Raw genomic sequence first — 22,902 nt, forward strand, 5'->3', positions numbered from 1 at the left:
AGAGAGAGAGAATGAGGTGCTGTGAATGAGACAAAGTCAAGCGTTTATTCCGACATTGCGCGAAGTGCCGGCGGACGCGGAAGTGAAAAGCCATCAGCTGCTGCTGCGGGCCGGCTTCATCCGCCAGAGCGCGAGCGGAGTCTACACGTTTTTGCCGCTCGGGCAACGCGTGCTGCAAAAGATTGAAGCGATCATCCGTGAGGAGATGAACCGCATCGGAGGCATGGAACTGCTGATGCCGGCGCTGCAGCCGGCCGAGCTTTGGCAGCAGTCCGGCCGTTGGTATTCGTACGGACCGGAGTTGATGCGCTTAAAAGACCGGCACGAGCGCGATTTCGCCCTTGGGCCGACGCATGAGGAAATGATCACGGCGATCGTCCGCGATGAAGTGAAAACGTACAAGCGGCTGCCGCTTGTGTTGTACCAAATCCAAACGAAATTCCGCGATGAAAAGCGCCCGCGCTTCGGACTGCTGCGCGGCCGTGAATTCATGATGAAAGACGCCTATTCGTTCCATACGTCAAAAGAAAGTTTGGATGAAACGTACAACGACATGTATAACGCCTATTCGAACATTTTCCGCCGCTGCGGCTTAAACTTCCGTGCCGTCATCGCGGATTCGGGGGCGATCGGCGGCAAAGATACGCACGAGTTCATGGTGCTCTCGGACATTGGCGAAGATACGATCGCCTATTCCGATGCGTCCGACTATGCCGCCAACATTGAAATGGCGCCGGTTGTGACCACGTACGAGAAAAGCAGCGAGCCGCCGGCTGAATTGAAAAAAGTGGCGACGCCGGGGCAAAAAACGATTGATGAAGTCGCTTCCTACTTACAAGTTTCGCCGGAGCGCTGCATCAAGTCGCTTTTGTTCAATGTCGATGGCCGGTACGTGCTTGTTCTTGTCCGCGGCGACCACGAGGCGAACGAGGTGAAAGTGAAAAATGTGCTCGACGCCACCGTCGTGGAGCTGGCGACGCCGGAAGAAACAGAACGGGTGATGGGGGCGCCGGTCGGCTCGCTCGGTCCGATCGGTGTCAGCGAAGCGGTCATGGTGATCGCGGACCACGCTGTTGCTGCCATCGTCAACGGTGTTTGCGGCGCGAATGAGGAAGGCTACCATTACATCGGCGTCAACCCGGACCGCGATTTTGCCGTCAGTCAATACGCCGACTTGCGCTTTGTCCAAGAGGGCGACCCGTCTCCGGACGGCAAAGGGACGATCCGCTTCGCTCGCGGCATTGAAGTCGGGCACGTGTTCAAGCTTGGCACGAAATACAGCGAGGCAATGAACGCCGTGTACTTGGATGAAAACGGCCAAACGAAGACGATGATCATGGGCTGCTACGGCATCGGCGTCTCCAGGCTGGTGGCGGCGATTGCCGAGCAGTTTGCCGATGAAAACGGGCTCGTCTGGCCGGCTTCGGTGGCGCCGTTTCATATCCATTTGCTGACAGCGAACGCGAAAAGCGACGAGCAGCGAGCGTTGGCGGAGGAATGGTACGAAAAATTGGGACAGGCAGGATTTGAAGTGTTATATGATGACCGCCCGGAGCGGGCCGGAGTCAAGTTTGCCGACAGCGATTTGATCGGCATTCCGGTTCGCGTCACCGTCGGCAAGCGGGCGGGCGAAGGCATCGTCGAAGTGAAAGTGCGAAAAACAGGCGAGACGTTTGACGTGCCGGTGGGCGAATTGACCGATACGGTGCGCCGCCTCTTGCAAGGGTGAACGAACGGCGCCGGCGAAAAAGAACGAGTTTCTTTTCCGTCGGCGCTTTTTGGCGTTTGTATGGTATGATTAGAAAGAGAAACGATTTCGTTGAGAGGGGAAATCATGGCCACGAAAGAACAAAAAGAGCGGTTTTTCGTTTTGCTTGAGCAACTGAAGATGACGTCGGATGAATGGATGCCGTATTTCCGTGATGCGTTCATTCGCAAAGTCGTGATTGATAAAGAAGAAAAAAGCTGGCATTTCTATTTTCAGTTCGCCAACGTGCTGCCGGCCGAGGTGTACAAATCGTTTACGGACCGCTTGGCGGCTGCTTTCCGCCATATCGCTGCCATCCGGTATACGATTGATGTCGAATCGCCGCGCGTAACGGAAGACGATGTGCGGGCGTACTGGCCGCTTTGCCTCGCCGAGCTGCAAGAAGGCGTCTCGCCGCTTGTCGATTTGCTGAGCCGGCAGACGCCGGCGGTGAAAGGGAACAAGCTCGTTGTCACCGCCCGCCACGAGGCGGAGGCGCTGGCCGTCAAACGGCGGTTTGCGCAAAAAATCGCCGCGATTTACGCGTCGTTTGGTTTTCCGCCGCTTCAGCTGGAAGTCGACGTGCAACCGGCTGAGCAGGAAATGGAGCAGTTTTTGGCGCAAAAGCAGCAAGAAGATGAAGAGCGGGCGTTGGCGGTGCTGACCGATATGGCAAAAGAAGAGGAAAAGGCAGCAGCGGCTTCTCCATCCGGCCCGCTCGTCATCGGCTACCCGATCCGCGACGAGGAGCCAGTGCGTCCGCTTGAGACGATCGTTGAGGAAGAACGGCGCGTTGTGGTGCAAGGGTATGTGTTTGACGCTGAGGTGAGCGAGCTCAAAAGCGGCCGCACGCTGTTGACCATGAAAATCACCGATTACACGAACTCGATTTTAGTCAAAATGTTCTCGCGCGACAAAGAGGACGCCGAGCTCATGAGCGGCGTCAAAAAAGGCATGTGGGTGAAAGTGCGCGGCAGCGTGCAAAACGACACATTCGTCCGCGATTTGGTCATCATCGCCAACGATTTGAACGAAATCGCTGCAAACGAACGGCAAGATACAGCGCCCGAAGGGGAAAAGAGGGTCGAGCTCCATTTGCATACCCCGATGAGCCAAATGGACGCGGTTACCTCGGTGACAAAACTCATCGAACAAGCGAAAAAATGGGGTCATCCGGCGATCGCCGTCACCGACCATGCCGTTGTTCAGTCGTTTCCGGAGGCCTACAGCGCGGCGAAAAAACACGGCATGAAGGTCATTTACGGCCTTGAGGCGTACATCGTCGACGATGGCGTGCCGATCGCCTACAATGAAACGCACCGCCGTCTTTCGGAGGAGACATACGTCGTCTTTGACGTTGAAACGACCGGGCTGTCGGCTGTGTACAATACGATCATTGAGCTGGCGGCCGTCAAAATCAAAGACGGCGAGATCATCGACCGGTTTATGTCCTTTGCCAATCCGGGACATCCGCTGTCCGTGACGACGATGGAATTGACCGGAATCACGGACGAAATGGTGAAAGACGCTCCGCAGCCGGATGAGGTGCTGGCCCGTTTTGTTGACTGGATTGGCGATGCGACGCTTGTGGCCCATAACGCCAGCTTTGACATCGGGTTTTTAAACGCAGGCCTCGCCCGCATGGGACGCGGCAAGCTCACCAATCCGGTCATTGACACGCTTGAACTCGCCCGCTTTTTGTATCCGGATTTGAAAAACCACCGGCTGAACACGCTTTGCAAAAAGTTCGACATTGAACTGACCCAGCACCACCGCGCCATCTACGACGCGGAGGCAACCGGGCATTTGCTTATGCGGCTATTGAAGGAAGCGGAAGAGCGCAGCATACTGTTTCATGACGAATTAAACAGCCGCACGCACAGCGATGCGTCGTACCGCCTGGCGCGCCCGTTCCATGCGACGCTGTTGGCGCAAAACGACATCGGGCTGAAAAACTTGTTCAAGCTCGTCTCGCTGTCGCACATCGATTATTTTCACCGCGTGCCGCGCATCCCGCGCTCCGTGCTGGTCAAGCATCGTGAAGGGCTGCTCGTTGGCTCGGGCTGCGACAAAGGCGAGCTGTTTGACAACTTGATCCAAAAGGCGCCGGAGGAAGTCGAAGACATCGCCCGCTTTTACGATTTTCTTGAGGTGCATCCGCCCGAGGTGTACAAGCCGCTCATTGAAATGGATTACGTCAAAGATGAAGAGATGATCCAAAACATCATCCGCAGCATCGTCGCCCTTGGCGAAAAGCTCAACATTCCGGTCGTCGCCACCGGCAACGTCCATTATTTAAATCCGGAGGACAAAATTTACCGGAAAATTTTAATCCATTCGCAAGGCGGGGCGAACCCGCTCAACCGGCATGAGCTGCCGGATGTGTATTTCCGCACGACGAACGAAATGCTGGATTGCTTCTCGTTTTTAGGGCCGGAAAAAGCGAAAGAAATCGTCGTCGACAACACACAAAAAATCGCTTCGTTAATCGGTGAAGTGAAGCCGATCAAGGATGAGCTGTACACGCCGCGCATCGAAGGGGCGGACGAGGAAATCAAGGAAATGAGCTACCGGCGGGCGAAAGAAATTTACGGAGACCCGCTGCCGAAACTCGTTGAGGAGCGGCTTGAAAAAGAGCTGAAGAGCATTATCGGCCACGGATTTGCCGTCATTTACTTAATTTCGCATAAGCTCGTCAAAAAGTCGCTCGATGACGGCTACCTTGTCGGGTCGCGCGGCTCGGTCGGCTCATCGTTTGTCGCGACGATGACGGAAATTACCGAGGTGAACCCGCTGCCGCCGCATTACGTCTGCCCGAACTGCAAACATTCCGAGTTTTTTAATGACGGTTCGGTCGGGTCGGGCTTTGACTTGCCGGATCAAAACTGCCCGCAATGCGGGACGAAATACAAAAAAGACGGGCATGACATCCCGTTTGAGACGTTCCTCGGCTTTAAAGGCGACAAAGTGCCGGATATCGATTTGAACTTCTCCGGCGAGTACCAGCCGCGCGCCCACAACTATACGAAAGTGCTGTTTGGCGAAGACAACGTCTACCGCGCCGGAACGATCGGCACGGTCGCCGACAAAACGGCGTACGGGTTTGTGAAAGGCTATGCGAGCGACCATAACTTAGAGCTGCGCGGCGCGGAAATCGACCGGCTGGCGGCCGGCTGCACCGGAGTGAAGCGGACGACTGGGCAGCACCCTGGAGGCATTATCGTCGTTCCCGATTATATGGAAATTTACGACTTTACGCCGATCCAATATCCAGCCGATGATACGTCATCGGAATGGCGGACGACCCATTTTGACTTCCACTCGATTCATGACAATTTATTGAAGCTCGATATTCTCGGGCACGACGATCCGACGGTCATCCGCATGCTGCAAGATTTAAGCGGCATCGATCCGAAAACGATCCCGACCGACGACCCGGACGTGATGGGCATTTTCAGCAGCACCGAGCCGCTTGGCGTTACGCCGGAGCAAATTATGTGCAACGTCGGCACGATCGGCATCCCGGAATTCGGCACGCGCTTTGTCCGGCAAATGCTCGAAGAAACGAAGCCGAAAACATTTTCCGAGCTCGTGCAAATTTCCGGTTTGTCGCACGGCACCGATGTATGGCTTGGCAACGCGCAAGAACTCATTCAAAATGGCACGTGCACGCTTTCTGAGGTGATCGGCTGCCGCGACGACATTATGGTCTATCTCATTTACCGCGGGCTTGAGCCGTCGCTGGCGTTTAAAATTATGGAATCGGTGCGCAAAGGGAAAGGATTGACGCCGGAATTTGAGGCGGAGATGCGCAAGCATAACGTGCCGGAATGGTACATCGACTCGTGCAAAAAAATCAAATACATGTTCCCGAAAGCGCACGCGGCGGCCTACGTGTTGATGGCGGTGCGCATCGCCTACTTTAAGGTGCACCATCCGCTTTTGTATTACGCGTCGTACTTTACGGTGCGGGCGGAGGACTTTGACCTTGATGCCATGATCAAAGGATCAGCCGCCATTCGCAAGCGGATTGAGGAAATCAACGCCAAAGGCATTCAGGCGACGGCGAAAGAGAAAAGCTTGCTCACGGTGCTGGAAGTGGCGCTGGAAATGTGCGAGCGCGGCTTTTCCTTTAAAAATATCGACTTGTACCGCTCGCAGGCGACCGAATTTGTCATTGACGGCAACTCGCTTATTCCGCCGTTTAACGCCATCCCGGGGCTCGGGACGAACGTGGCGCAAAACATTGTGCGCGCCCGCGAAGAAGGGGAGTTTTTGTCAAAAGAAGATTTGCAGCAGCGCGGCAAAGTGTCGAAAACGCTGCTTGAGTATCTCGAAAGCCGCGGCTGCCTCGACTCGCTTCCGGATCATAACCAGCTGTCCTTGTTCTGACGGACGGTTTTTCGTTGCAATATATTTCCCAATGTGTTATAGTTTTAGTGGAATTGGCAAAGATAATGGCAAACAAAGAGTGGGGAAACCCACTCTTTCGTCTTGAATGAGCATCGGTCTTTCCGTCTTTCGTTCATTCCCGCCTTGTGCAGGGGATTTTCTCATTATGCAGCATGCAGCCTTGCCCAGTAAGGAGGAACACGATGAGCAAAAAAGTGACAGAAACGGTTGAACAGCTTGTCGCGCCGATTTTGGACGAAATGGGGCTCGAGCTGGTGGACATCGAGTATGTGAAAGAAGGAAAAAACTGGTTTTTGCGCGTCTTTATTGATTCAGACACCGGCGTGGACATTGAACAGTGCGGCGTCGTCAGTGAAAGGCTAAGCGAAAAGCTCGACGAGGTCGACCCGATTCCGCACAACTATTTTTTAGAAGTGTCATCGCCGGGAGCGGAGCGGCCGTTAAAAAATGAAAAAGATTTTGTAAGAGCAATTGGGAAAAATGTATATATCAAAACATACGAGCCGATTGCAGGAGAAAAGCAGTTTGAAGGGGAATTGACCGCTTTTGACGGGACGACCGTGACGCTGTCGGTCAAAGACCGCGGGCGGCAAAAAACGGTCGCCATTCCGTATGAAAAAGTGGCGAGCGCTAGATTAGCCGTCATTTTCTCTTAATGATAAAAGGGGGATTTTCGTTTCATGAACACGCAGTTGCTTGAGGCGTTAGCCGATCTGATGCGGGAAAAAGGCATCAGCAAAGAAGTGATTATGGAAGCCATTGAAGCGGCGCTCGTTTCCGCGTACAAGCGCAATTTCGGCCAAGCGCAAAACGTGCGCGTCGATTTAAATATGGAAACAGGGACGATCCGCGTGCTCGCCCGCAAAGACGTCGTCGAAGAGGTGACCGATCCGCGTCTTGAAATTTCGCTTGAGGAGGCGCAGCGGATCAATCCGAACTATCAAATCGGCGATGTCGTCGAATTGGAAGTGACGCCGCGCGATTTCGGGCGCATCGCTGCGCAAACAGCGAAACAAGTCGTGACCCAGCGCGTGCGTGAAGCGGAGCGGAGCATCATCTACGCCGAATTTGTCGACCGCGAAGAGGACATTATGACCGGCATCGTCCAGCGCATTGACCCGCGTTTTGTCTATGTCAGCCTCGGCAAGGCGGAGGCGCTTTTGCCGGCGAACGAACAAATGCCGAATGAAACGTACAAACCGCACGATCGGCTGAAAGTGTACATTACGAAAGTGGAAAAGACGACAAAAGGGCCGCAAATTTTCGTCTCCCGCACTCATCCGGGCTTGCTGAAGCGGCTGTTTGAGCTTGAGGTGCCGGAAATTTACGACGGGACGGTTGAAATCAAGTCGATCGCCCGCGAAGCCGGCGATCGTTCCAAAATTTCCGTCCATTCCGACAATCCGGAAGTCGATCCGGTTGGCGCCTGCGTCGGGCCAAAAGGGCAGCGCGTCCAGGCGATCGTCGACGAGCTGAACGGGGAAAAAATTGATATCGTCCGCTGGTCGGCCGACCCGGTGGAGTTTGTCGTCAATGCGTTAAGCCCAGCGAAAGTGCTGCGCGTCATCGTCAATGAAGAGCAAAGGGCGACGACCGTCATCGTTCCGGACTACCAGCTGTCGCTCGCTATCGGCAAACGCGGGCAAAATGCCCGTCTGGCGGCAAAATTGACCGGCTGGAAAATCGATATTAAAAGCGAGTCCGAGGCGCGGGACATGGGCATTGATCCGTATGCGCCATCCACTTCGCTTGATTTCAACGGCGCGGCGGCCGATAATGAAAATAGTGATGAGAACGTCCAATCATTCGATGCATCGGCGGAAATCGAGTGAGGGGGAATAGAAATGGCAGCGCAAAAGAAAATTCCGTTGCGCAAATGCGTCGTCACTGGAGAGATGAAGCCAAAGCGGGAAATGGTGCGCATCGTCCGCTCCAAAGAAGGAGAGGTGTCGATCGACCCGACCGGCAAAAAAGCGGGGCGGGGCGCGTATATTACCCTTGACCCGGATTGCATTTTACAGGCGAAAAAGAAAAACATTTTGGCCCGCCATTTAAAAGCCGACATCGCCGACTCGCTCTATGACGAGCTGCTTGCTTTGGCGAAAAAGGAGAAACAGGTAGGACAATGAAACAGAACCGCTGGGCATCGCTGTTAGGGTTGGCGCAGCGGGCCGGAAAAGTCGTTTCCGGAGAGGGACTTGTCGTCAAGGAAGTGCAACGGGGCAGGGCGCGGCTCGTGTTGCTTTCGGAAGATGCGTCGGCCAACACGGAAAAAAAAGTGACGGATAAATGTGCGTTTTATGGCGTCCCGCTTTGCAAAGTGCCGGACCGGTATGTGCTGGGCGGCGCGATCGGCAAAGACGCCCGCGTCGTCGTCGCCGTCACCGACGAAGGGTTCGCGCGCCAATTGCAAACGATGCTCGACTGATCTTTATGGGGGTGACTGTATGTCAAAAATGCGTGTGTACGAATATGCGAAAAAACAGAACGTGCCAAGCAAGGACGTTATTCATAAATTGAAAGAAATGAACATTGAAGTAAACAATCATATGGCCATGCTCGAGGCCGATGTCGTCGAAAAGCTTGACCATCAATACCGCCCAAAGGCCGAAAAGAAAACCGAAACCAAAAATGAAAAGAAATCGGAAAAGAAAACCGACAAGCCGAAGCGGCCAACGCCGGCGAAGACGGCCGATTTCTCGGATGAGGAAATTTTTGACGATGCAAAAGAAGCAGCCAAGCCGGCCAAGAAAAAAGGGGCGGTGAAAGGGAAAGAAACAAAACGAACGGAGGCGCAGCAGCAAGAAAAGAAAGCGTTCCAAGCGGCGAAGAAGAAAGGAAAAGGGCCGGCGAAAGGGAAAAAACAAGCGGCTCCGGCCGCGAAGCAGGTGCCGCAGCCGGCGAAAAAAGAAAAAGAGCTGCCGAAGAAAATTACGTTCGAGGGTTCGCTCACCGTGGCCGAGCTGGCGAAAAAATTGGGCCGCGAGCCATCGGAAATTATTAAAAAGCTGTTTATGCTTGGCGTGATGGCGACGATCAACCAAGACTTGGACAAAGATGCGATCGAGCTCATCTGCTCCGACTACGGCGTTGAAGTGGAAGAAAAGGTGACCATTGACGAAACGAACTTTGAAGCGATTGAAATTGCCGATGCTCCGGAAGACCTGGTTGAACGGCCGCCGGTTGTCACGATCATGGGGCACGTCGACCATGGGAAAACGACGCTTCTTGATGCGATCCGCCATTCGAAAGTGACCGAGCAAGAAGCGGGCGGCATTACGCAGCACATCGGCGCTTACCAAGTCACCGTCAATGACAAAAAAATTACGTTCCTCGATACACCAGGCCATGAAGCGTTTACGACGATGCGGGCGCGCGGCGCGAAAGTGACCGATATCGTCATCCTTGTCGTTGCGGCCGATGACGGGGTCATGCCGCAGACGGTCGAGGCGATTAACCATGCCAAGGCGGCAAACGTGCCGATCATCGTCGCCATTAACAAAATGGATAAACCGGAAGCGAACCCGGACCGCGTCATGCAAGAGTTGATGGAGTACAACCTCGTTCCGGAAGAATGGGGCGGCGATACGATTTTCTGCAAGCTGTCAGCGAAAACGAAAGAGGGCCTCGATCATCTGTTGGAAATGATTTTGCTTGTCAGCGAGATGGAAGAATTAAAAGCCAATCCGAACCGGCGCGCGGTCGGAACGGTCATTGAAGCGAAGCTCGACAAAGGGCGCGGCCCGGTGGCGACGCTGCTCGTTCAAGCCGGCACGCTCAAAGTCGGCGATCCGATCGTCGTCGGCACGACGTACGGGCGTGTGCGGGCGATGGTCAATGACAGCGGGCGGCGCGTCAAGGAAGCGGGGCCGTCGATGCCGGTGGAAATTACCGGGCTGCACGACGTGCCGCAAGCCGGCGACCGTTTCATGGTGTTTGAGGATGAGAAAAAGGCGCGGCAAATCGGGGAAGCGCGGGCGCAGCGGCAGCTGCAGGAGCAGCGGAGCGTGAAAACGCGCGTCAGCCTCGACGATTTGTTCGAACAAATCAAGCAAGGCGAAATGAAAGAGCTGAACTTGATCGTCAAAGCCGATGTTCAAGGATCGGTTGAGGCGCTGGTTGCCGCCTTGCAAAAAATCGATGTCGAAGGCGTGCGGGTGAAAATCATCCATGCGGCGGTCGGCGCCATCACCGAATCGGATATTTCACTGGCGACGGCATCGAACGCTATCGTCATTGGCTTTAACGTCCGCCCGGATGCGAATGCGAAGCGCGCCGCTGAATCGGAAAAAGTCGACATCCGCCTCCATCGCATCATTTACAACGTCATTGAGGAAATTGAAGCGGCGATGAAAGGGATGCTCGACCCGGAATACGAAGAGAAAGTCATCGGCCAAGCGGAAGTGCGGCAAACGTTCAAAGTGTCCAAAGTTGGCACGATCGCCGGCTGCTATGTCACCGACGGCAAAATCACCCGCGACAGCAAAGTGCGCCTCATCCGCCAAGGCATCGTCGTGTACGAAGGCGAAATCGATTCGCTCAAACGGTATAAAGACGATGTGCGCGAAGTGGCGCAAGGATATGAGTGCGGCTTGACGATCAAAAACTTCAATGACATTAAAGAAGGGGACGTTATTGAAGCGTACGTCATGCAGGAAGTGGCTCGGGCATGATCGGCTTTGCCGCATGCGAATGTCTCATTTATAACGCCCGCTCGCTGAAGGACAAACGGGCCGTCCTGCAGCGGGTGCTGACAAGGATTCGGCAAAAGTACAACGTCTCTGTGGCTGAACTCGATTATCAAGACGCATGGCAGCGGGCGAAAATCGGCCTTGTCGCCATCGCGTCGAGCCGAATGGCGGCTGAGCGGGAACTCGAGCGGGCCTTGGCCTTGATCGATTCGTTCCCCGAGTTGGAGCGGGCGTCCACATCATTTGAGTGGTTGTAAACCGAGGTGATGGATGATGAACATACGGGCAACTCGCGTTGGCGAGCAAATGAAAAAAGAGTTGAGCGACATTATCGGCCGCAAGCTGAAAGACCCGCGCATCGGTTTCGTCACCGTCACCGATGTGCGCGTCACCGGCGATTTGCAGCAAGCGAAAGTGTACATTAGCGTCTTAGGCGATGACGAGCAGCGGGAGAACACGCTGAAAGCACTGGAAAAGGCGAAAGGATTCATCCGTTCGGAAATCGGGCAGCGCATTCGCCTGCGCAAAACGCCGGAAATTTTGTTTGAGATCGATGAAACGATGGAATACGGCAGCCGCATTGAGCGGCTGATCCGCGAAATTTCCGACGGCGACCGCCGCCGGCCGGAAGAGGCGGAGGATGGTCCAAACAATGGATAGACGAACCGTCTATCCATTTCCGTTGCGCGAGTATAGACAGGGAAAGGGTGCGCCGATGGACGGGGTATTGCTGCTCAACAAACCAAAAGGAATAACGTCGCACGACTGTGTGGCAAAGGTGCGCCGCCTTCTTGGGGTAAAAAAAGTCGGCCATACCGGCACGCTCGATCCAAACGTGTCCGGCGTCCTGCCGCTTTGCCTTGGCAAAGCGACGCGCATTGCGGAATTTCTTACCGGAGCGACGAAAACGTACGAAGGGGAAGTGACGCTCGGTGCAGCGACGACGACCGAAGACGCCGACGGTGACGTCGTTGCCGTCCGGCCGGTCGAGCGGCCGATTGCGCGGGTGGAAATCGAAGCCGTTTTCCGCCGCCTTATCGGGGAAATCGAGCAAACGCCGCCCATGTATTCGGCGGTGAAAGTCGGCGGCAAAAAGCTGTATGAATATGCGCGCGCCGGCATCGAGGTGGAGCGCCCGACGCGGCGCGTGACGATTTACGAGCTCGAGCTGCTCGATGATCGCGAGCTGTTTGCCGGGGAGACGGTGTCATTTCGCTTCCGCGTCACATGCAGCAAAGGCACGTATGTCCGCACGCTCGCAGTGACGGTCGGCGAGCAGCTCGGCTATCCGGCTCATATGTCCGATCTCATCCGCACAGCGTCCGGCCCGTTTCGGCTTGAAGATTGTGTGACGCTGGAAGAAGTCGAGCGCCGGGCGGCCGACGGAACGGCCGCCGCCTTGCTCATTCCGATCGAGCAAGCGCTTTTTCATTTGCCGAAATATGAAATCAATGATAAAGTAGCAGAGAAAGTAAAAAACGGGGCGCTGCTCCGGCTTCCCGCCTTTTTGCATGCGCTTGACGGGCCGGTCGTGCTCGTGACGCCCGAGCGGGAGGCGCTGGCCCTGTATGTAAAGCATCCGGCGCGCCCGGGCTTGATGAAACCGCTCAAAGTGTTTCGTTGACGCCGGGCGAAGCGCGGAAAAAAAGTAAGGTGGGTTATGGACATGGAAACGATATTTCTTTCGCATCCGCATCGCTTTGAGCGCCAGGCGCTTCCCCCGGCGGTGATGGCGCTCGGCTATTTTGACGGCATTCACCTTGGCCACCAAAAAGTGATCCGGACGGCGGTCGAGATTGCGAATGAACGCGGATACGAAAGCGCGGTGATGACGTTTCATCCTCATCCGTCCGTCGTGCTTGGCAAACAACCTGAGCTTCGTCTCATTACCCCGCTTAACAAAAAAGAGCAGTTGGTTGCGGCGCTTGGCGTGAATCGACTGTATATCGTCGAATTTACACCGGCGTTCGCCAACCTGCCGCCGGAGCAGTTTGCCGATCAATATTTGGATGGGCTTCATGTCAAGCACGTCGTCGCCGGTTTTGATTTCACTTATGGCCGGTTCGGAAAAGGGACGATGGAGACGATGCCGCTTCATGCGCGCGGCCGCTTTGGGCAAACCGTTGTTCCAAAGCTGGCCGTCGACGGGGAAAAGGTGAGTTCGACAAGGGTGCGGAAGCTCATTGAAGAAGGGGCGGTCGATCAGCTCCCCCGCCTCCTCGGCCGTTTTTATGACATCGAAGGGACGGTTGTCGCCGGGGAGCAGCGCGGGCGGACGATCGGGTTCCCGACGGCCAACATTGCGTTAAATGGCGACTACCTATTGCCGGCGGTCGGCGTTTACGCCGTCAAAGCGACCGTTGGCGGCCGGACGTACGAAGGGGTGGCGAACATCGGCTACAAACCGACGTTCCATGCGGCGCGCGAAGGGTTGCCGAGCGTGGAAGTGCATTTGTTTGCGTTCGCGCGCGACATTTACGGGGAAACGGTGACGGTTGAGTGGCACCGCCGCCTGCGGAGCGAGCGCAAGTTTGCCGGCGTCGCCGAGCTGGCGGCGCAAATTGCCCGCGACAAGGAAGAAGCAAAACAGTATTTCCGGCGTTTGGACGAAAAGACTTGCATTTTGCCGGAAAAAGAGGTATTCTAATCAGTGTATGCGAACCGTTGCTTGGCCAGGCGACTCACCGACGCCCGCTCGGCAACCGGGGATCGAAGACTAGGGAGGTGAACCATGATGGCATTGACGCAAGAGCGCAAACGCGAAATCATCGAACAATTCAAAGTCCATGAGAACGACACCGGTTCTCCGGAAGTGCAAATTGCGATTTTGACAGAGCAAATCAACAATTTGAATGAGCATTTGCGCGTCCATAAAAAAGACCATCATTCTCGGCGCGGCCTGCTGAAAATGGTCGGGAAACGCCGCCGGCTGTTGGCCTACTTGCGCAATAAAGATGTGGCGCGCTACCGTGAAATAGTTGAGAAACTTGGATTACGTCGATAAAAAAGCGGGAGCATTCCCGCTTTTTTGCTAGTTTATAGGCGCCGTTTGCGCGGCGATGATACAATAGCGCCAATTCGTCTATACTAATCATCAGCAGATCCCTTATTTTTGTACATAGAGAGGAGTACTCGTCTGTATGGAACAAGAGAAACGCGTGTTTTCCATCGATGTGGCTGGACGCCCGCTCGTCATTGAAACCGGCGAACTGGCAAAACAGGCGAACGGGGCGGCGCTCGTCCGCTACGGCGATACGGTGGTGCTGAGCACGGCCACCGCATCGCGGGAAGCGAAAAATGTGGACTTTTTCCCGCTGACGGTCAACTACGAGGAGCGGCTGTACGCGGTCGGGAAAATTCCGGGCGGGTTTATTAAACGGGAAGGCCGCCCAAGCGAGAAAGCGATTTTGGCGAGCCGGCTCATCGACCGGCCGATCCGCCCGTTGTTTGCCGAAGGATTCCGCAACGAAGTGCAAGTCGTATCGATGGTCATGAGCGTCGACCAAGACTGCTCCCCGGAAGTGGCGGCGTTGATCGGTGCGTCTACGGCGTTGACGATTTCCGACATTCCGTTTGAAGGACCGATCGCCGGTGTCATCGTCGGCCGCGTCGATGGCCAGTTTGTCATCAATCCGACGGTCGAGCAGATGGAAAAAAGCGATCTGCATCTTGTCGTCGCTGGGACGAAAGATGCCATCAACATGGTCGAAGCCGGCGCGGATGAAGTGCCGGAAGAAGTGATGCTCGAAGCGATCATGTTCGGCCACGAAGAAGTCAAGCGGCTCATTGCTTTCCAAGAGGAAATTGCCGCCCAGGTCGGCAAAGAAAAAATGGAAGTCGTCTTGTATGAACCCGATCCTGAGTTGGAGGCGGAAATCCGCCAACTTGCGGAAGCAGATATTAAGCGGGCGGTGCAAGTGCCGGAAAAACTGGCGCGCGATGCTGCCATCGAGGATGTAAAAGCGGGCGTCATCGCCAAGTACGAAGCGGAAGAGGCGGATGAAGAGAAGCTGAAGCAAGTGCAGGAAATTTTGCACAAGCTTGTGAAAGAAGAAGTGCGCCGTTTGATTACAGTTGAGAAAATCCGTCCGGACGGGCGCAAAGTCGATGAAATCCGCCCGCTGTCGTCGGCGGTCGGCGTCTTGCCGCGCACGCACGGGTCGGGCTTGTTTACGCGCGGCCAAACGCAAGTGTTGAGCGTTTGTACGCTCGGGGCGCTCGGCGATGTACAAATTTTGGACGGGCTTGATTTGGAAGAATCGAAACGGTTCATGCATCATTACAACTTCCCGCCGTTTTCCGTCGGCGAAACCGGGCCGATGCGCGGGCCGGGGCGGCGCGAAATCGGACACGGCGCGCTTGGGGAGCGGGCGTTGGAGCCGGTCGTGCCGTCGGAGCGCGAGTTTCCGTACACGATCCGCCTCGTTTCGGAAGTGCTCGAGTCAAACGGATCGACATCGCAGGCGAGCATTTGCGCGAGCACACTGGCGATGATGGATGCCGGGGTGCCGATTAAAGCGCCGGTCGCCGGCATTGCCATGGGGCTGGTGAAACAAGACGATCATTACACAATTTTGACCGACATTCAAGGCATTGAAGACCATCTCGGCGATATGGACTTCAAAGTCGCCGGCACGAGAAAAGGCGTCACCGCCCTGCAAATGGACATTAAAATTAAAGGGCTGACGCGCGACATTTTGGAAGAGGCGCTCATGCAGGCGCGCAAAGGGCGCTTGGAAATTTTGGACCATATGATGCAAACGCTCAGCGAGCCGCGCAAAGAGCTGTCCAAATATGCGCCGAAAATTTTGATCATGCACATCAATCCGGATAAAATCCGCGAGGTCATTGGGCCGAGCGGCAAACAAATCAATAAAATCATCGATGAAACCGGCGTGAAAATCGATATCGAGCAAGACGGCACGATTTTCATCTCCTCTGTCGATGAAGCGGCCAACCAAAAAGCAAAGCAAATCATCGAAGACATCGTCCGCGAAGTCGAAGTGGGGGAAGTGTATTTGGGCAAGGTGAAACGGATCGAAAAATTCGGCGCGTTCGTCGAGCTGTTCAACGGCAAGGACGGGCTCGTCCACATTTCCGAGCTGGCCGAGGAGCGGGTCGGCAAAGTGGAAGACGTCGTGTCGATCGGCGATGAAATTTTGGTGAAGGTGACCGAAATCGATAAACAAGGGCGCGTCAACTTGTCGCGCAAAGCGGTGTTGCGCGAGCAGCGCGGCATTGCCGAGCCGCCGCGGGAAAAACGCGGAAGACGGCCGGAGCGCCAACGCATGAAGCCTTAGGAATTTGTTTCTTAAGGCTCTTTTGCTATGTTCTAACTTGTCTCCCGTAGACATATGGTTGTAGTAGTGAAAAAGGAGGGGGACAAGGGTGAACAACGGCTATGCCCGATACATGGCGCTAGCGGTCATGTTTCTCATCGCTTGGATGGCGGTTCAGTGGCCTCCGGTCGGCGGCTACATCGAGAGCTGGCGCCCAGTGGAAATGACCGCCATGAAAGAACGCGACAAACTGTACGAGACGATTGTCAAGCAGGCGAAGCAATACGAAATTCCCGCCCAGGATGCGGTCATTGATAAAGTGTGGAAGGCGACGCCGGGGTACAACGGGCTCGCTGTCGATATTGACGCCTCTTATGAAAACATGAAGAAAACGGGAACGTTCGATGAACGAAAACTCGTGTTCCGCCAAGTGCCGCCGCGCGTTCATTTGGATGACTTGCCGCCGGCGCCGATCTATCGCGGCCACCCCGACAAACCGATGGTCTCGCTGCTCATCAACGTGGCCTGGGGGGAAGAATACATCCCCGATATGCTTGAGACGTTGAAAAAACACGGGGTGAAGGCGACGTTCTTTTTGGAAGGGCGATGGGTAAAAAACCATCCGGAGATGGCAAAAATGATAGCAGATGCCGGCCATGAAATCGGCAACCATTCCTACAGCCATCCGGATATGAAAACGCTCAGCAACGAAGCGGTCCGCCGCGAACTGGAAAAGACGAATGAAGTCATTGAAGCGGCGACGTCGGTCAAATGCAAATGGTTTGCCCCGCCGAGCGGCAGCTACCGTGATGACGTCGTCAACATCGCCGCCGAGCTCGGCATGAAGACGATCATGTGGAGCGTTGATACAATTGATTGGCAAAAACCGTCGCCATCTGCTATAGTGAAACGGGTAACATCAAAAATCCATCCCGGCGCCATGATTTTGATGCATCCGACGATGCCGACGGCGGCCGCACTCGATGAGCTGATCGCCTCGATCAAGCGGAAAGGCTATGCCATCGGCAGCCTGACAGCCTTATTCGACGAGAAAAGACTGGCCAAAAAACAGGAGGAACATGGAGTTGATTAACAAGTACACGTGCAAAAACGGCGTGCGAATCGTGCTGGAGCAAATTCCGACTGTAAGGTCGGTGGCCATCGGCGTATGGATCGGCACAGGTTCGCGCAATGAGACGGAACAAAACAACGGCATTTCCCACTTTTTAGAGCACATGTTTTTTAAAGGGACGGCAACGCGCACGGCCCGGGATATCGCCGAAGCGTTTGACAGCATCGGCGGGCAAGTGAACGCCTTTACGTCGAAAGAGTATACGTGCTATTACGCCAAAGTGTTGGACGAACATGCACCGCTCGCGTTGGAAATGCTTGCCGATATGTTTTTTCACTCGACGTTCGTTGAGGATGAGCTGCAAAAAGAGCGGAACGTGGTGCTTGAGGAAATCAAAATGTACGAAGACACGCCGGATGACATCGTCCACGATTTGCTCGGCAAGGCATGCTATGCGGGTCATCCGCTCGGCTACCCGATTTTAGGCACGGAAGAGACGTTGCGCACGTTTACGGGGGACACGTTGCGCCAATATATGGCCGACTACTATACTCCGGATCGCGTTGTCGTTTCCGTTGCCGGCAATGTCGATGAGCGGTTTATCACTGAAGTCGAACGTTATTTCGGCTCGTTCACTGCGTCCCGCAAGCCCGCTCCGTCAGGGACGCCGACGTTTGTGCCGCAAAAGCTCGCGCGCAAAAAAGACACGGAGCAGGCGCACGTATGCATCGGGTTCAACGGCCTGCCGGTCGGCCACCCGGATGCGTATCCGCTTCTGATCCTCAACAATATTTTAGGCGGCAGCATGAGCAGCCGGCTGTTTCAAGAAGTGCGCGAACAGCGCGGATTGGCGTATTCGGTGTTCTCGTACCATTCCGCCTACCAAGACAGCGGCTTGCTCGCCATTTACGCCGGCACGGGGAGCAGCCAGCTTGACGTTTTGTTTGAAACGATCCAACGGACGCTGCGCCAGTTGAAAGAAGACGGTATTACGGAAAAAGAGCTGCATAACAGCAAAGAACAGATGAAAGGAAGCTTGATGCTTGGGCTTGAAAGCACGAACAGCCGCATGAGCCGCAACGGCAAAAACGAACTTCTTCTCGGCCGCCATCGGTCGCTTGACGAGATTATCGAGGAAATTGAAAGCGTCACGGTGGAAAAAGTGAATGAGTTGGCGCGCATCGTTTTTACCGATGATTACGCGCTCGCCTTAATCAGCCCGGATGGCGTGCTGCCGCGCCCGCTTCGATCGTAGCCGCCTGTCGGGCATAAAAAAAGCTAACGACCCGTTGTGAGGTTGTTAGCTTTTTTCGTTTGGCGCGCCCGTCATTCTTGTTCCGGAGCGTCGATCATCACCATATCGGCGCCGATTTTGCGAATATACTTCCACGGCACGCGAATTTCCTGCCCGTCTTTGCGAAACCCGAACCATTTTCCAGTCGGGATGAGCAACGCTTCGATTTGCCCTGTTTGCTCGTTGATTTCCAAATCTGTTTGCCCAAGCACCCCAAGCCGCTCCGCCCGCCGCACATCGACGATTTCTTTGCCGCTTAATTCACTCAGCCTCACGCTGATTCCCCCTTCCCCCTTCCCTCTTCCCTACTTCTATTGTAAGAAACGGGCGGGCAAAAAATACCGCCCGCCAATGGCCTATTTTTCCGCCAAGGGCATTCACCTATATTTTTCTTCCAACATAAGATGGGAAAAGAAACGAAGCAGTTTGCCAGTAAAGAAGGTGACGAGGACATATGATGTTGACAGGAATGCATGTCGCCATCATCGGCGGTGATGCGCGGCAACTTGAAGTGATTCGCAAGCTTGTTGAACTGGACGCCAAATTGTCGCTTGTCGGCTTTGACCAGCTCGCCCACCATTTTACCGGGGCGACGAAGATGTCGATCGAGGAGGTCGATTTTGCCGACCTGGATGCGATCATTTTGCCGGTTCACGGCACGACATTGGATGGCAAGGTCAACAGCGTGTTTTCCCACGAGCCGATTCCGTTCACGGAAGAGATGGTGCAAAAAACAGCCAAGCGGTGCACCGTTTATTCCGGCATCAGCAACTCGTATTTAGACGAACTGATGAAAAAGACCGGGCGCAAATACATCCAGCTGTTTGAGCGCGATGATGTCGCCATTTACAACTCGATCCCAACCGCTGAAGGAACGGTGATGATGGTGATCCAGCACACCGATTTTACGATTCACGGTTCCCGCATCGCCGTTTTAGGATTGGGGCGCGTTGGCATGACCGTCGCCCGGACATTTGCCGCTTTGGGGGCAAAAGTGAAAGTCGGGGCGCGCCGGTCGGAACATTTGGCACGCATTACGGAAATGGGGCTTGAACCGTTTCATTTAAATGATTTGGAAAAAGAAGTGCGCGATATCGACGTTTGTGTTAACACCGTCCCCCATTTGATTGTAACGGCGAGCGTCATCGCGAAAATGCCGGCCCATACGCTGATCATCGATTTGGCGTCAAAGCCGGGCGGCACCGATTTCCGCTATGCTGAAAAGCGCGGAGTGAAAGCCATCTTGGCGCCTGGGCTGCCGGGGGTCGTCGCGCCGAAAACGGCCGGACAAATTATCGCCAACGTCTTGGCGCAGCTTTTGTATCAAGATTTACAGAAACGGAAGGAGAATAAACAATGAGCGAAAAAAGCCTGAAGGGGAAGCGGATCGGCTTCGGCCTGACTGGATCGCACTGCACGTATGACGCTGTGTTCCCGGAAATTGAAAAACTCGTGAATGAAGGGGCGGAGGTGCTGCCAATCGTCACGTATACGGTGAAGACGACGAACACCCGGTTTGGCGAAGGGGAAGAGTGGGTGAAAAAACTCGAGCAATTGACCGGGAACGAGGTGATTGACACGATCGTCAAGGCTGAACCGCTCGGGCCGAAAATCCCGCTCGACTGCATGGTCATCGCGCCGCTGACCGGCAACTCGATGAGCAAGCTGGCAAACGCCATGACCGATTCACCGGTGTTGATGGCCGCCAAGGCGACGATGCGCAACCACCGCCCGGTCGTGCTCGGCATTTCCACGAATGACGCCCTCGGCCTAAACGGCGTCAATTTGATGCGGCTGATGGCGGCGAAAAACATTTACTTCATCCCGTTTGGCCAAGATGCTCCGCACGCCAAACCGAACTCGATGGTGGCGCGCATGACGCTCCTGCATGACACTGTGCTTGCCGCCTTGGAAGGAAAGCAGCTGCAGCCAGTTGTGATCGAACGGTTCCGTTACAACGACTAACGGAGGGTGTGGAAAATCGACACCGGACAGAAAAATTTTCTCTCGTCCGCAGCGGAATGTGATAAAATAAAGACTATGAATTCATCTCTTTAGAGTGACGATGTGGAAGGAGAATGGCTGATGGCTGAAAAACAATACCATGTCGCTGTCGTCGGAGCCACGGGGGCAGTCGGACAACAAATGGTGCGGACGCTTGAAGACCGGAACTTCCCGGTCGGAACATTAACGTTGTTATCGTCAGAACGCTCGGCTGGCAAAAAAATGCGCTTCCGCGGCAGAGAGATTGAAGTGCAGGCCGCCGCGCCCGAGCGCTTTGATGGGGTTGATATCGCCTTATTCAGCGCTGGCGGCGCAGTGTCGAAAGCATTGGCGCCGGAGGCGGTTCGGCGCGGGGCGATTGTCATCGACAACACGAGCGCATTCCGGATGGAGGAAAACGTGCCGCTTGTCGTCCCGGAAGTGAACGAAAGCGATTTGACATGGCATAACGGCATCATCGCCAATCCGAACTGCTCGACGATTCAAATGGTCGTGGCGCTTGAGCCGATTCGGAAGGCGTTCGGCTTATCCCGCGTCATCGTTTCCACGTACCAGGCCGTCTCGGGAGCAGGGGCGCAGGCGATTGAAGAGCTGTACGAGCAGACGAAAGCGGTGCTTGACAATAAGCCGTTCGAGGCAACCATTTTGCCGGTCAAATCGGACCGGAAGCATTACCCAATCGCGTTTAACGCCATTCCGCAAATCGATAAGTTTCAAGATAACGGGTTTACGTTCGAAGAGATGAAAATGATCAACGAAACGAAAAAAATCATGCATATGCCCGAGCTGAGCGTCGCGGCGACGTGCGTACGCATTCCGGTGGCGAGCGGGCATTCGGAGTCGGTGTATATCGAGATCGAGCAAGACGGCGTCACGGCTGCCGATTTGCAAGCGGTGCTGCGCGAGGCGCCGGGCGTCGTTCTCCAAGACGATCCGAGCGAACAGCTGTATCCGATGCCGGCCAACTGCGTCGGCCAATACGACGTCTTTGTCGGCCGCATCCGCCGCGATTTGGACAACAGCCGCGCCTTTCATTTATGGATTGTTGCCGACAACTTGCTAAAAGGGGCTGCTTCAAATTCCGTGCAAATTGCCGAAAGTTTGCTGAAGCTCGGGCTCATTTAACGAGTATCGGGGTGTTATCATGAAAATCATTGTTCAAAAGTTCGGCGGCACGTCCGTCCGCGACGAACGCGGGCGAAACTTGGCGCGCCGCCATATTGAAAACGCGCTTGAAGATGGGTACAAAGTCGTCGTCGTTGTATCAGCGATGGGCCGCCAAGGCGATCCGTATGCGACCGACACGCTTCTTGGCTTGATCGGCGGAGCCCGTCACCATGTGACGAAGCGCGAGCAAGATATGCTTATGGCGTGCGGGGAAATCATTTCGAGCGTCGTGTTCAGCAACTTGCTGAACGAACACGGCATCAAGGCGACGGCGTTTACCGGCGCGCAAGCCGGATTTCGCACGACCAGTGATCATACGAACGCCAAAATTGTTGAAATGCGCTGCGAACGGTTGCTTGAAGCGCTTCGGGAATACGACGTCGTCGTCGTCGCCGGCTTTCAAGGCATGGCGGAAAACGGAGACATCACAACGCTCGGGCGCGGCGGGAGCGATACATCGGCCGCGGCGCTCGGCGCGGCGCTAAACGCCGAGTGGGTTGACATTTTTACCGATGTCGATGGCGTGATGACGGCCGACCCGCGTATTGTCGAAAATGCTCGGCCGTTGGAAGTTGTCACCTATACGGAAATTTGCAATATGGCGTACCAAGGGGCGAAAGTGATCCATCCGCGCGCGGTGGAAATCGCCATGCAGGCGAAAGTACCGCTGCGCATCCGTTCAACGTATTCCGATGGGCCAGGGACGCTCGTTACGTCATCGGTGCGCGGTCAAAGAGGAAGCGATGTGAAAGAGCGTCTCGTCACGGGCATTACGTACGTCGCCAATGTGACGCAAATGAAAGTGTTGGCAAAAGAAGGGCATTATGAACTGCAGTCGGATGTATTTCAGGCGATGGCTCACGAAGGAATCAGCGTCGACTTTATCAACATTTCACCGTACGGCGTCGTCTATACGGTGAGCGGAGATATGACGGAAAAAGCGATAGCCGCTTTGCGCCGCATTGGCTATGATCCGGTTGTGACGCCCCGCTGCGCCAAAGTGTCGGTCGTTGGCGCCGGCATTGCCGGTGTGCCGGGAGTAACGGCCAAAATCGTCACCGCTCTATCGGAGCAAGGCATCCAAATTTTGCAATCGGCAGACAGCCATACGACCATTTGGGTATTAGTCAAACAAGACGATATGGAAAAGGCCGTCAATGCCTTGCACGACGCCTTTTGCTTGTCCGAGGCCAAACAGGACGAATGATCAACCGATTTGAAAATGAGGAGTGAAA

At 55.0% G+C, this 22,902-nt stretch carries 20 protein-coding genes; 19 read left to right on the forward strand and 1 reads right to left on the reverse strand.

Translation table 11 applies throughout. From position 1 onward, the window contains the following. Positions 1-25: 25 nt before the first annotated feature. The 15 genes from AP057_RS07495 (at position 26) to AP057_RS07565 (ending at position 18,457) form a co-directional block, all read left to right on the forward strand. Positions 26-1,729, forward strand: coding sequence for a proline--tRNA ligase (locus tag AP057_RS07495; protein ID WP_047818151.1), 1,704 nt, complete (start codon positions 26-28; stop codon positions 1,727-1,729). 105 nt (positions 1,730-1,834) lie between these two features. Further along, positions 1,835-6,139, forward strand: coding sequence for a PolC-type DNA polymerase III (locus AP057_RS07500; RefSeq protein ID WP_055358421.1), 4,305 nt, complete (start codon positions 1,835-1,837; stop codon positions 6,137-6,139). Positions 6,140-6,342: 203 nt separating this feature from the next. After that, entirely contained in the window at positions 6,343-6,816 is a 474-nt protein-coding gene (gene rimP / locus AP057_RS07505; protein WP_033008087.1) for a ribosome maturation factor RimP, read from the forward strand. A 24-nt stretch (positions 6,817-6,840) separates the two neighbouring features. Continuing rightward, positions 6,841-7,992, forward strand: a complete 1,152-nt coding sequence (gene nusA / locus AP057_RS07510; protein ID WP_055358422.1) for a transcription termination factor NusA — start codon at positions 6,841-6,843, stop codon at positions 7,990-7,992. Positions 7,993-8,004: 12 nt separating this feature from the next. Next, positions 8,005-8,289, forward strand: coding sequence for an RNase P modulator RnpM (gene rnpM, locus AP057_RS07515; RefSeq protein ID WP_055358423.1), 285 nt, complete (start codon positions 8,005-8,007; stop codon positions 8,287-8,289). Further along, positions 8,286-8,588, forward strand: a complete 303-nt coding sequence (locus tag AP057_RS07520; RefSeq protein ID WP_055358424.1) for a YlxQ family RNA-binding protein — start codon at positions 8,286-8,288, stop codon at positions 8,586-8,588. The genes rnpM and AP057_RS07520 overlap by 4 nt, the downstream gene beginning before the upstream one ends. A 19-nt stretch (positions 8,589-8,607) precedes the next feature. Further along, positions 8,608-10,833 (forward strand): translation initiation factor IF-2, encoded by a 2,226-nt coding sequence (infB, locus tag AP057_RS07525; RefSeq protein WP_055358425.1) that lies wholly within the window; start codon positions 8,608-8,610, stop codon positions 10,831-10,833. After that, positions 10,830-11,108, forward strand: coding sequence for a DUF503 domain-containing protein (locus AP057_RS07530; RefSeq protein WP_033008081.1), 279 nt, complete (start codon positions 10,830-10,832; stop codon positions 11,106-11,108). Before infB ends, AP057_RS07530 begins: the two co-directional genes overlap by 4 nt. 16 nt (positions 11,109-11,124) lie before the next feature. Then, positions 11,125-11,511 carry a 30S ribosome-binding factor RbfA gene (rbfA, locus tag AP057_RS07535; RefSeq protein WP_033008079.1) on the forward strand — a complete coding sequence of 129 codons (387 nt, stop codon included), beginning with the start codon at positions 11,125-11,127 and terminating at the stop codon, positions 11,509-11,511. A gap of 55 nt (positions 11,512-11,566) precedes the next feature. Next, positions 11,567-12,475: a tRNA pseudouridine(55) synthase TruB gene (gene truB / locus AP057_RS07540; protein WP_033016838.1), complete on the forward strand. Its 909-nt coding sequence runs from the start codon at positions 11,567-11,569 to the stop codon at positions 12,473-12,475. A gap of 36 nt (positions 12,476-12,511) precedes the next feature. Beyond that, positions 12,512-13,498, forward strand: coding sequence for a bifunctional riboflavin kinase/FAD synthetase (ribF, locus tag AP057_RS07545; protein WP_049624696.1), 987 nt, complete (start codon positions 12,512-12,514; stop codon positions 13,496-13,498). A gap of 87 nt (positions 13,499-13,585) precedes the next feature. Beyond that, positions 13,586-13,855 carry a 30S ribosomal protein S15 gene (rpsO, locus tag AP057_RS07550; protein ID WP_033016867.1) on the forward strand — a complete coding sequence of 90 codons (270 nt, stop codon included), beginning with the start codon at positions 13,586-13,588 and terminating at the stop codon, positions 13,853-13,855. A gap of 136 nt (positions 13,856-13,991) precedes the next feature. Further along, complete coding sequence (pnp, locus tag AP057_RS07555) at positions 13,992-16,151, forward strand: polyribonucleotide nucleotidyltransferase (RefSeq protein ID WP_033016835.1); 2,160 nt, start codon at positions 13,992-13,994, stop codon at positions 16,149-16,151. An 88-nt stretch (positions 16,152-16,239) separates the two neighbouring features. Then, the gene (locus AP057_RS07560; protein WP_055358426.1) at positions 16,240-17,223 is read left to right on the forward strand and encodes a polysaccharide deacetylase family protein; all 984 of its coding nucleotides are present in this window, start codon (positions 16,240-16,242) and stop codon (positions 17,221-17,223) included. Then, entirely contained in the window at positions 17,210-18,457 is a 1,248-nt protein-coding gene (locus AP057_RS07565) for a pitrilysin family protein (RefSeq protein WP_055358427.1), read from the forward strand. The genes AP057_RS07560 and AP057_RS07565 overlap by 14 nt, the downstream gene beginning before the upstream one ends. A 71-nt stretch (positions 18,458-18,528) precedes the next feature. Here AP057_RS07565 and AP057_RS07570 read toward each other — a convergent pair whose 3' ends face one another. Further along, positions 18,529-18,771: a YlmC/YmxH family sporulation protein gene (locus tag AP057_RS07570; RefSeq protein ID WP_033008066.1), complete on the reverse strand. Its 243-nt coding sequence runs from the start codon at positions 18,769-18,771 to the stop codon at positions 18,529-18,531. 179 nt (positions 18,772-18,950) lie between these two features. On the opposite strand from AP057_RS07570, the gene dpaA reads away from it, so the two are divergent. The 4 genes from dpaA to dapG all read left to right on the forward strand — a co-directional run bounded on the left by dpaA (position 18,951) and on the right by dapG (position 22,874). Beyond that, positions 18,951-19,856, forward strand: coding sequence for a dipicolinic acid synthetase subunit A (dpaA, locus tag AP057_RS07575; protein WP_049624699.1), 906 nt, complete (start codon positions 18,951-18,953; stop codon positions 19,854-19,856). Further along, entirely contained in the window at positions 19,853-20,461 is a 609-nt protein-coding gene (locus AP057_RS07580; RefSeq protein ID WP_033016831.1) for a dipicolinate synthase subunit B, read from the forward strand. The genes dpaA and AP057_RS07580 overlap by 4 nt, the downstream gene beginning before the upstream one ends. Before the next feature lie 120 nt (positions 20,462-20,581). After that, a complete protein-coding gene (gene asd, locus AP057_RS07585) occupies positions 20,582-21,625 on the forward strand; it encodes an aspartate-semialdehyde dehydrogenase (protein WP_033008061.1) in 1,044 nt (347 codons plus the stop codon). Positions 21,626-21,644: 19 nt separating this feature from the next. Beyond that, on the forward strand, positions 21,645-22,874 hold the full coding sequence (gene dapG, locus AP057_RS07590; protein WP_053532331.1) for an aspartate kinase: 1,230 nt from the start codon (positions 21,645-21,647) through the stop codon (positions 22,872-22,874). Positions 22,875-22,902: the final 28 nt, after the last annotated feature.

Source organism: Geobacillus sp. Sah69, assembly GCF_001414205.1.
In the GTDB taxonomy this organism is placed as follows: domain Bacteria; phylum Bacillota; class Bacilli; order Bacillales; family Anoxybacillaceae; genus Geobacillus; species Geobacillus stearothermophilus.

Excerpts from the sequence above, each read along its gene's own strand:
- AP057_RS07495 (WP_047818151.1), top strand. The coding sequence starts at position 26 with ATGAGACAAAGTCAAGCGTTTATTCCGACATTGCGCGAAGTGCCGGCG.
- AP057_RS07500 (WP_055358421.1), top strand. The coding sequence starts at position 1,835 with ATGGCCACGAAAGAACAAAAAGAGCGGTTTTTCGTTTTGCTTGAGCAA.
- rimP (WP_033008087.1), top strand. The coding sequence starts at position 6,343 with ATGAGCAAAAAAGTGACAGAAACGGTTGAACAGCTTGTCGCGCCGATT.
- nusA (WP_055358422.1), top strand. The coding sequence starts at position 6,841 with ATGAACACGCAGTTGCTTGAGGCGTTAGCCGATCTGATGCGGGAAAAA.
- rnpM (WP_055358423.1), top strand. The coding sequence starts at position 8,005 with ATGGCAGCGCAAAAGAAAATTCCGTTGCGCAAATGCGTCGTCACTGGA.
- AP057_RS07520 (WP_055358424.1), top strand. The coding sequence starts at position 8,286 with ATGAAACAGAACCGCTGGGCATCGCTGTTAGGGTTGGCGCAGCGGGCC.
- infB (WP_055358425.1), top strand. The coding sequence starts at position 8,608 with ATGTCAAAAATGCGTGTGTACGAATATGCGAAAAAACAGAACGTGCCA.
- AP057_RS07530 (WP_033008081.1), top strand. The coding sequence starts at position 10,830 with ATGATCGGCTTTGCCGCATGCGAATGTCTCATTTATAACGCCCGCTCG.
- rbfA (WP_033008079.1), top strand. The coding sequence starts at position 11,125 with ATGAACATACGGGCAACTCGCGTTGGCGAGCAAATGAAAAAAGAGTTG.
- truB (WP_033016838.1), top strand. The coding sequence starts at position 11,567 with ATGGACGGGGTATTGCTGCTCAACAAACCAAAAGGAATAACGTCGCAC.
- ribF (WP_049624696.1), top strand. The coding sequence starts at position 12,512 with ATGGACATGGAAACGATATTTCTTTCGCATCCGCATCGCTTTGAGCGC.
- rpsO (WP_033016867.1), top strand. The coding sequence starts at position 13,586 with ATGGCATTGACGCAAGAGCGCAAACGCGAAATCATCGAACAATTCAAA.
- pnp (WP_033016835.1), top strand. The coding sequence starts at position 13,992 with ATGGAACAAGAGAAACGCGTGTTTTCCATCGATGTGGCTGGACGCCCG.
- AP057_RS07565 (WP_055358427.1), top strand. The coding sequence starts at position 17,210 with ATGGAGTTGATTAACAAGTACACGTGCAAAAACGGCGTGCGAATCGTG.
- dpaA (WP_049624699.1), top strand. The coding sequence starts at position 18,951 with ATGATGTTGACAGGAATGCATGTCGCCATCATCGGCGGTGATGCGCGG.
- AP057_RS07580 (WP_033016831.1), top strand. The coding sequence starts at position 19,853 with ATGAGCGAAAAAAGCCTGAAGGGGAAGCGGATCGGCTTCGGCCTGACT.
- asd (WP_033008061.1), top strand. The coding sequence starts at position 20,582 with ATGGCTGAAAAACAATACCATGTCGCTGTCGTCGGAGCCACGGGGGCA.
- dapG (WP_053532331.1), top strand. The coding sequence starts at position 21,645 with ATGAAAATCATTGTTCAAAAGTTCGGCGGCACGTCCGTCCGCGACGAA.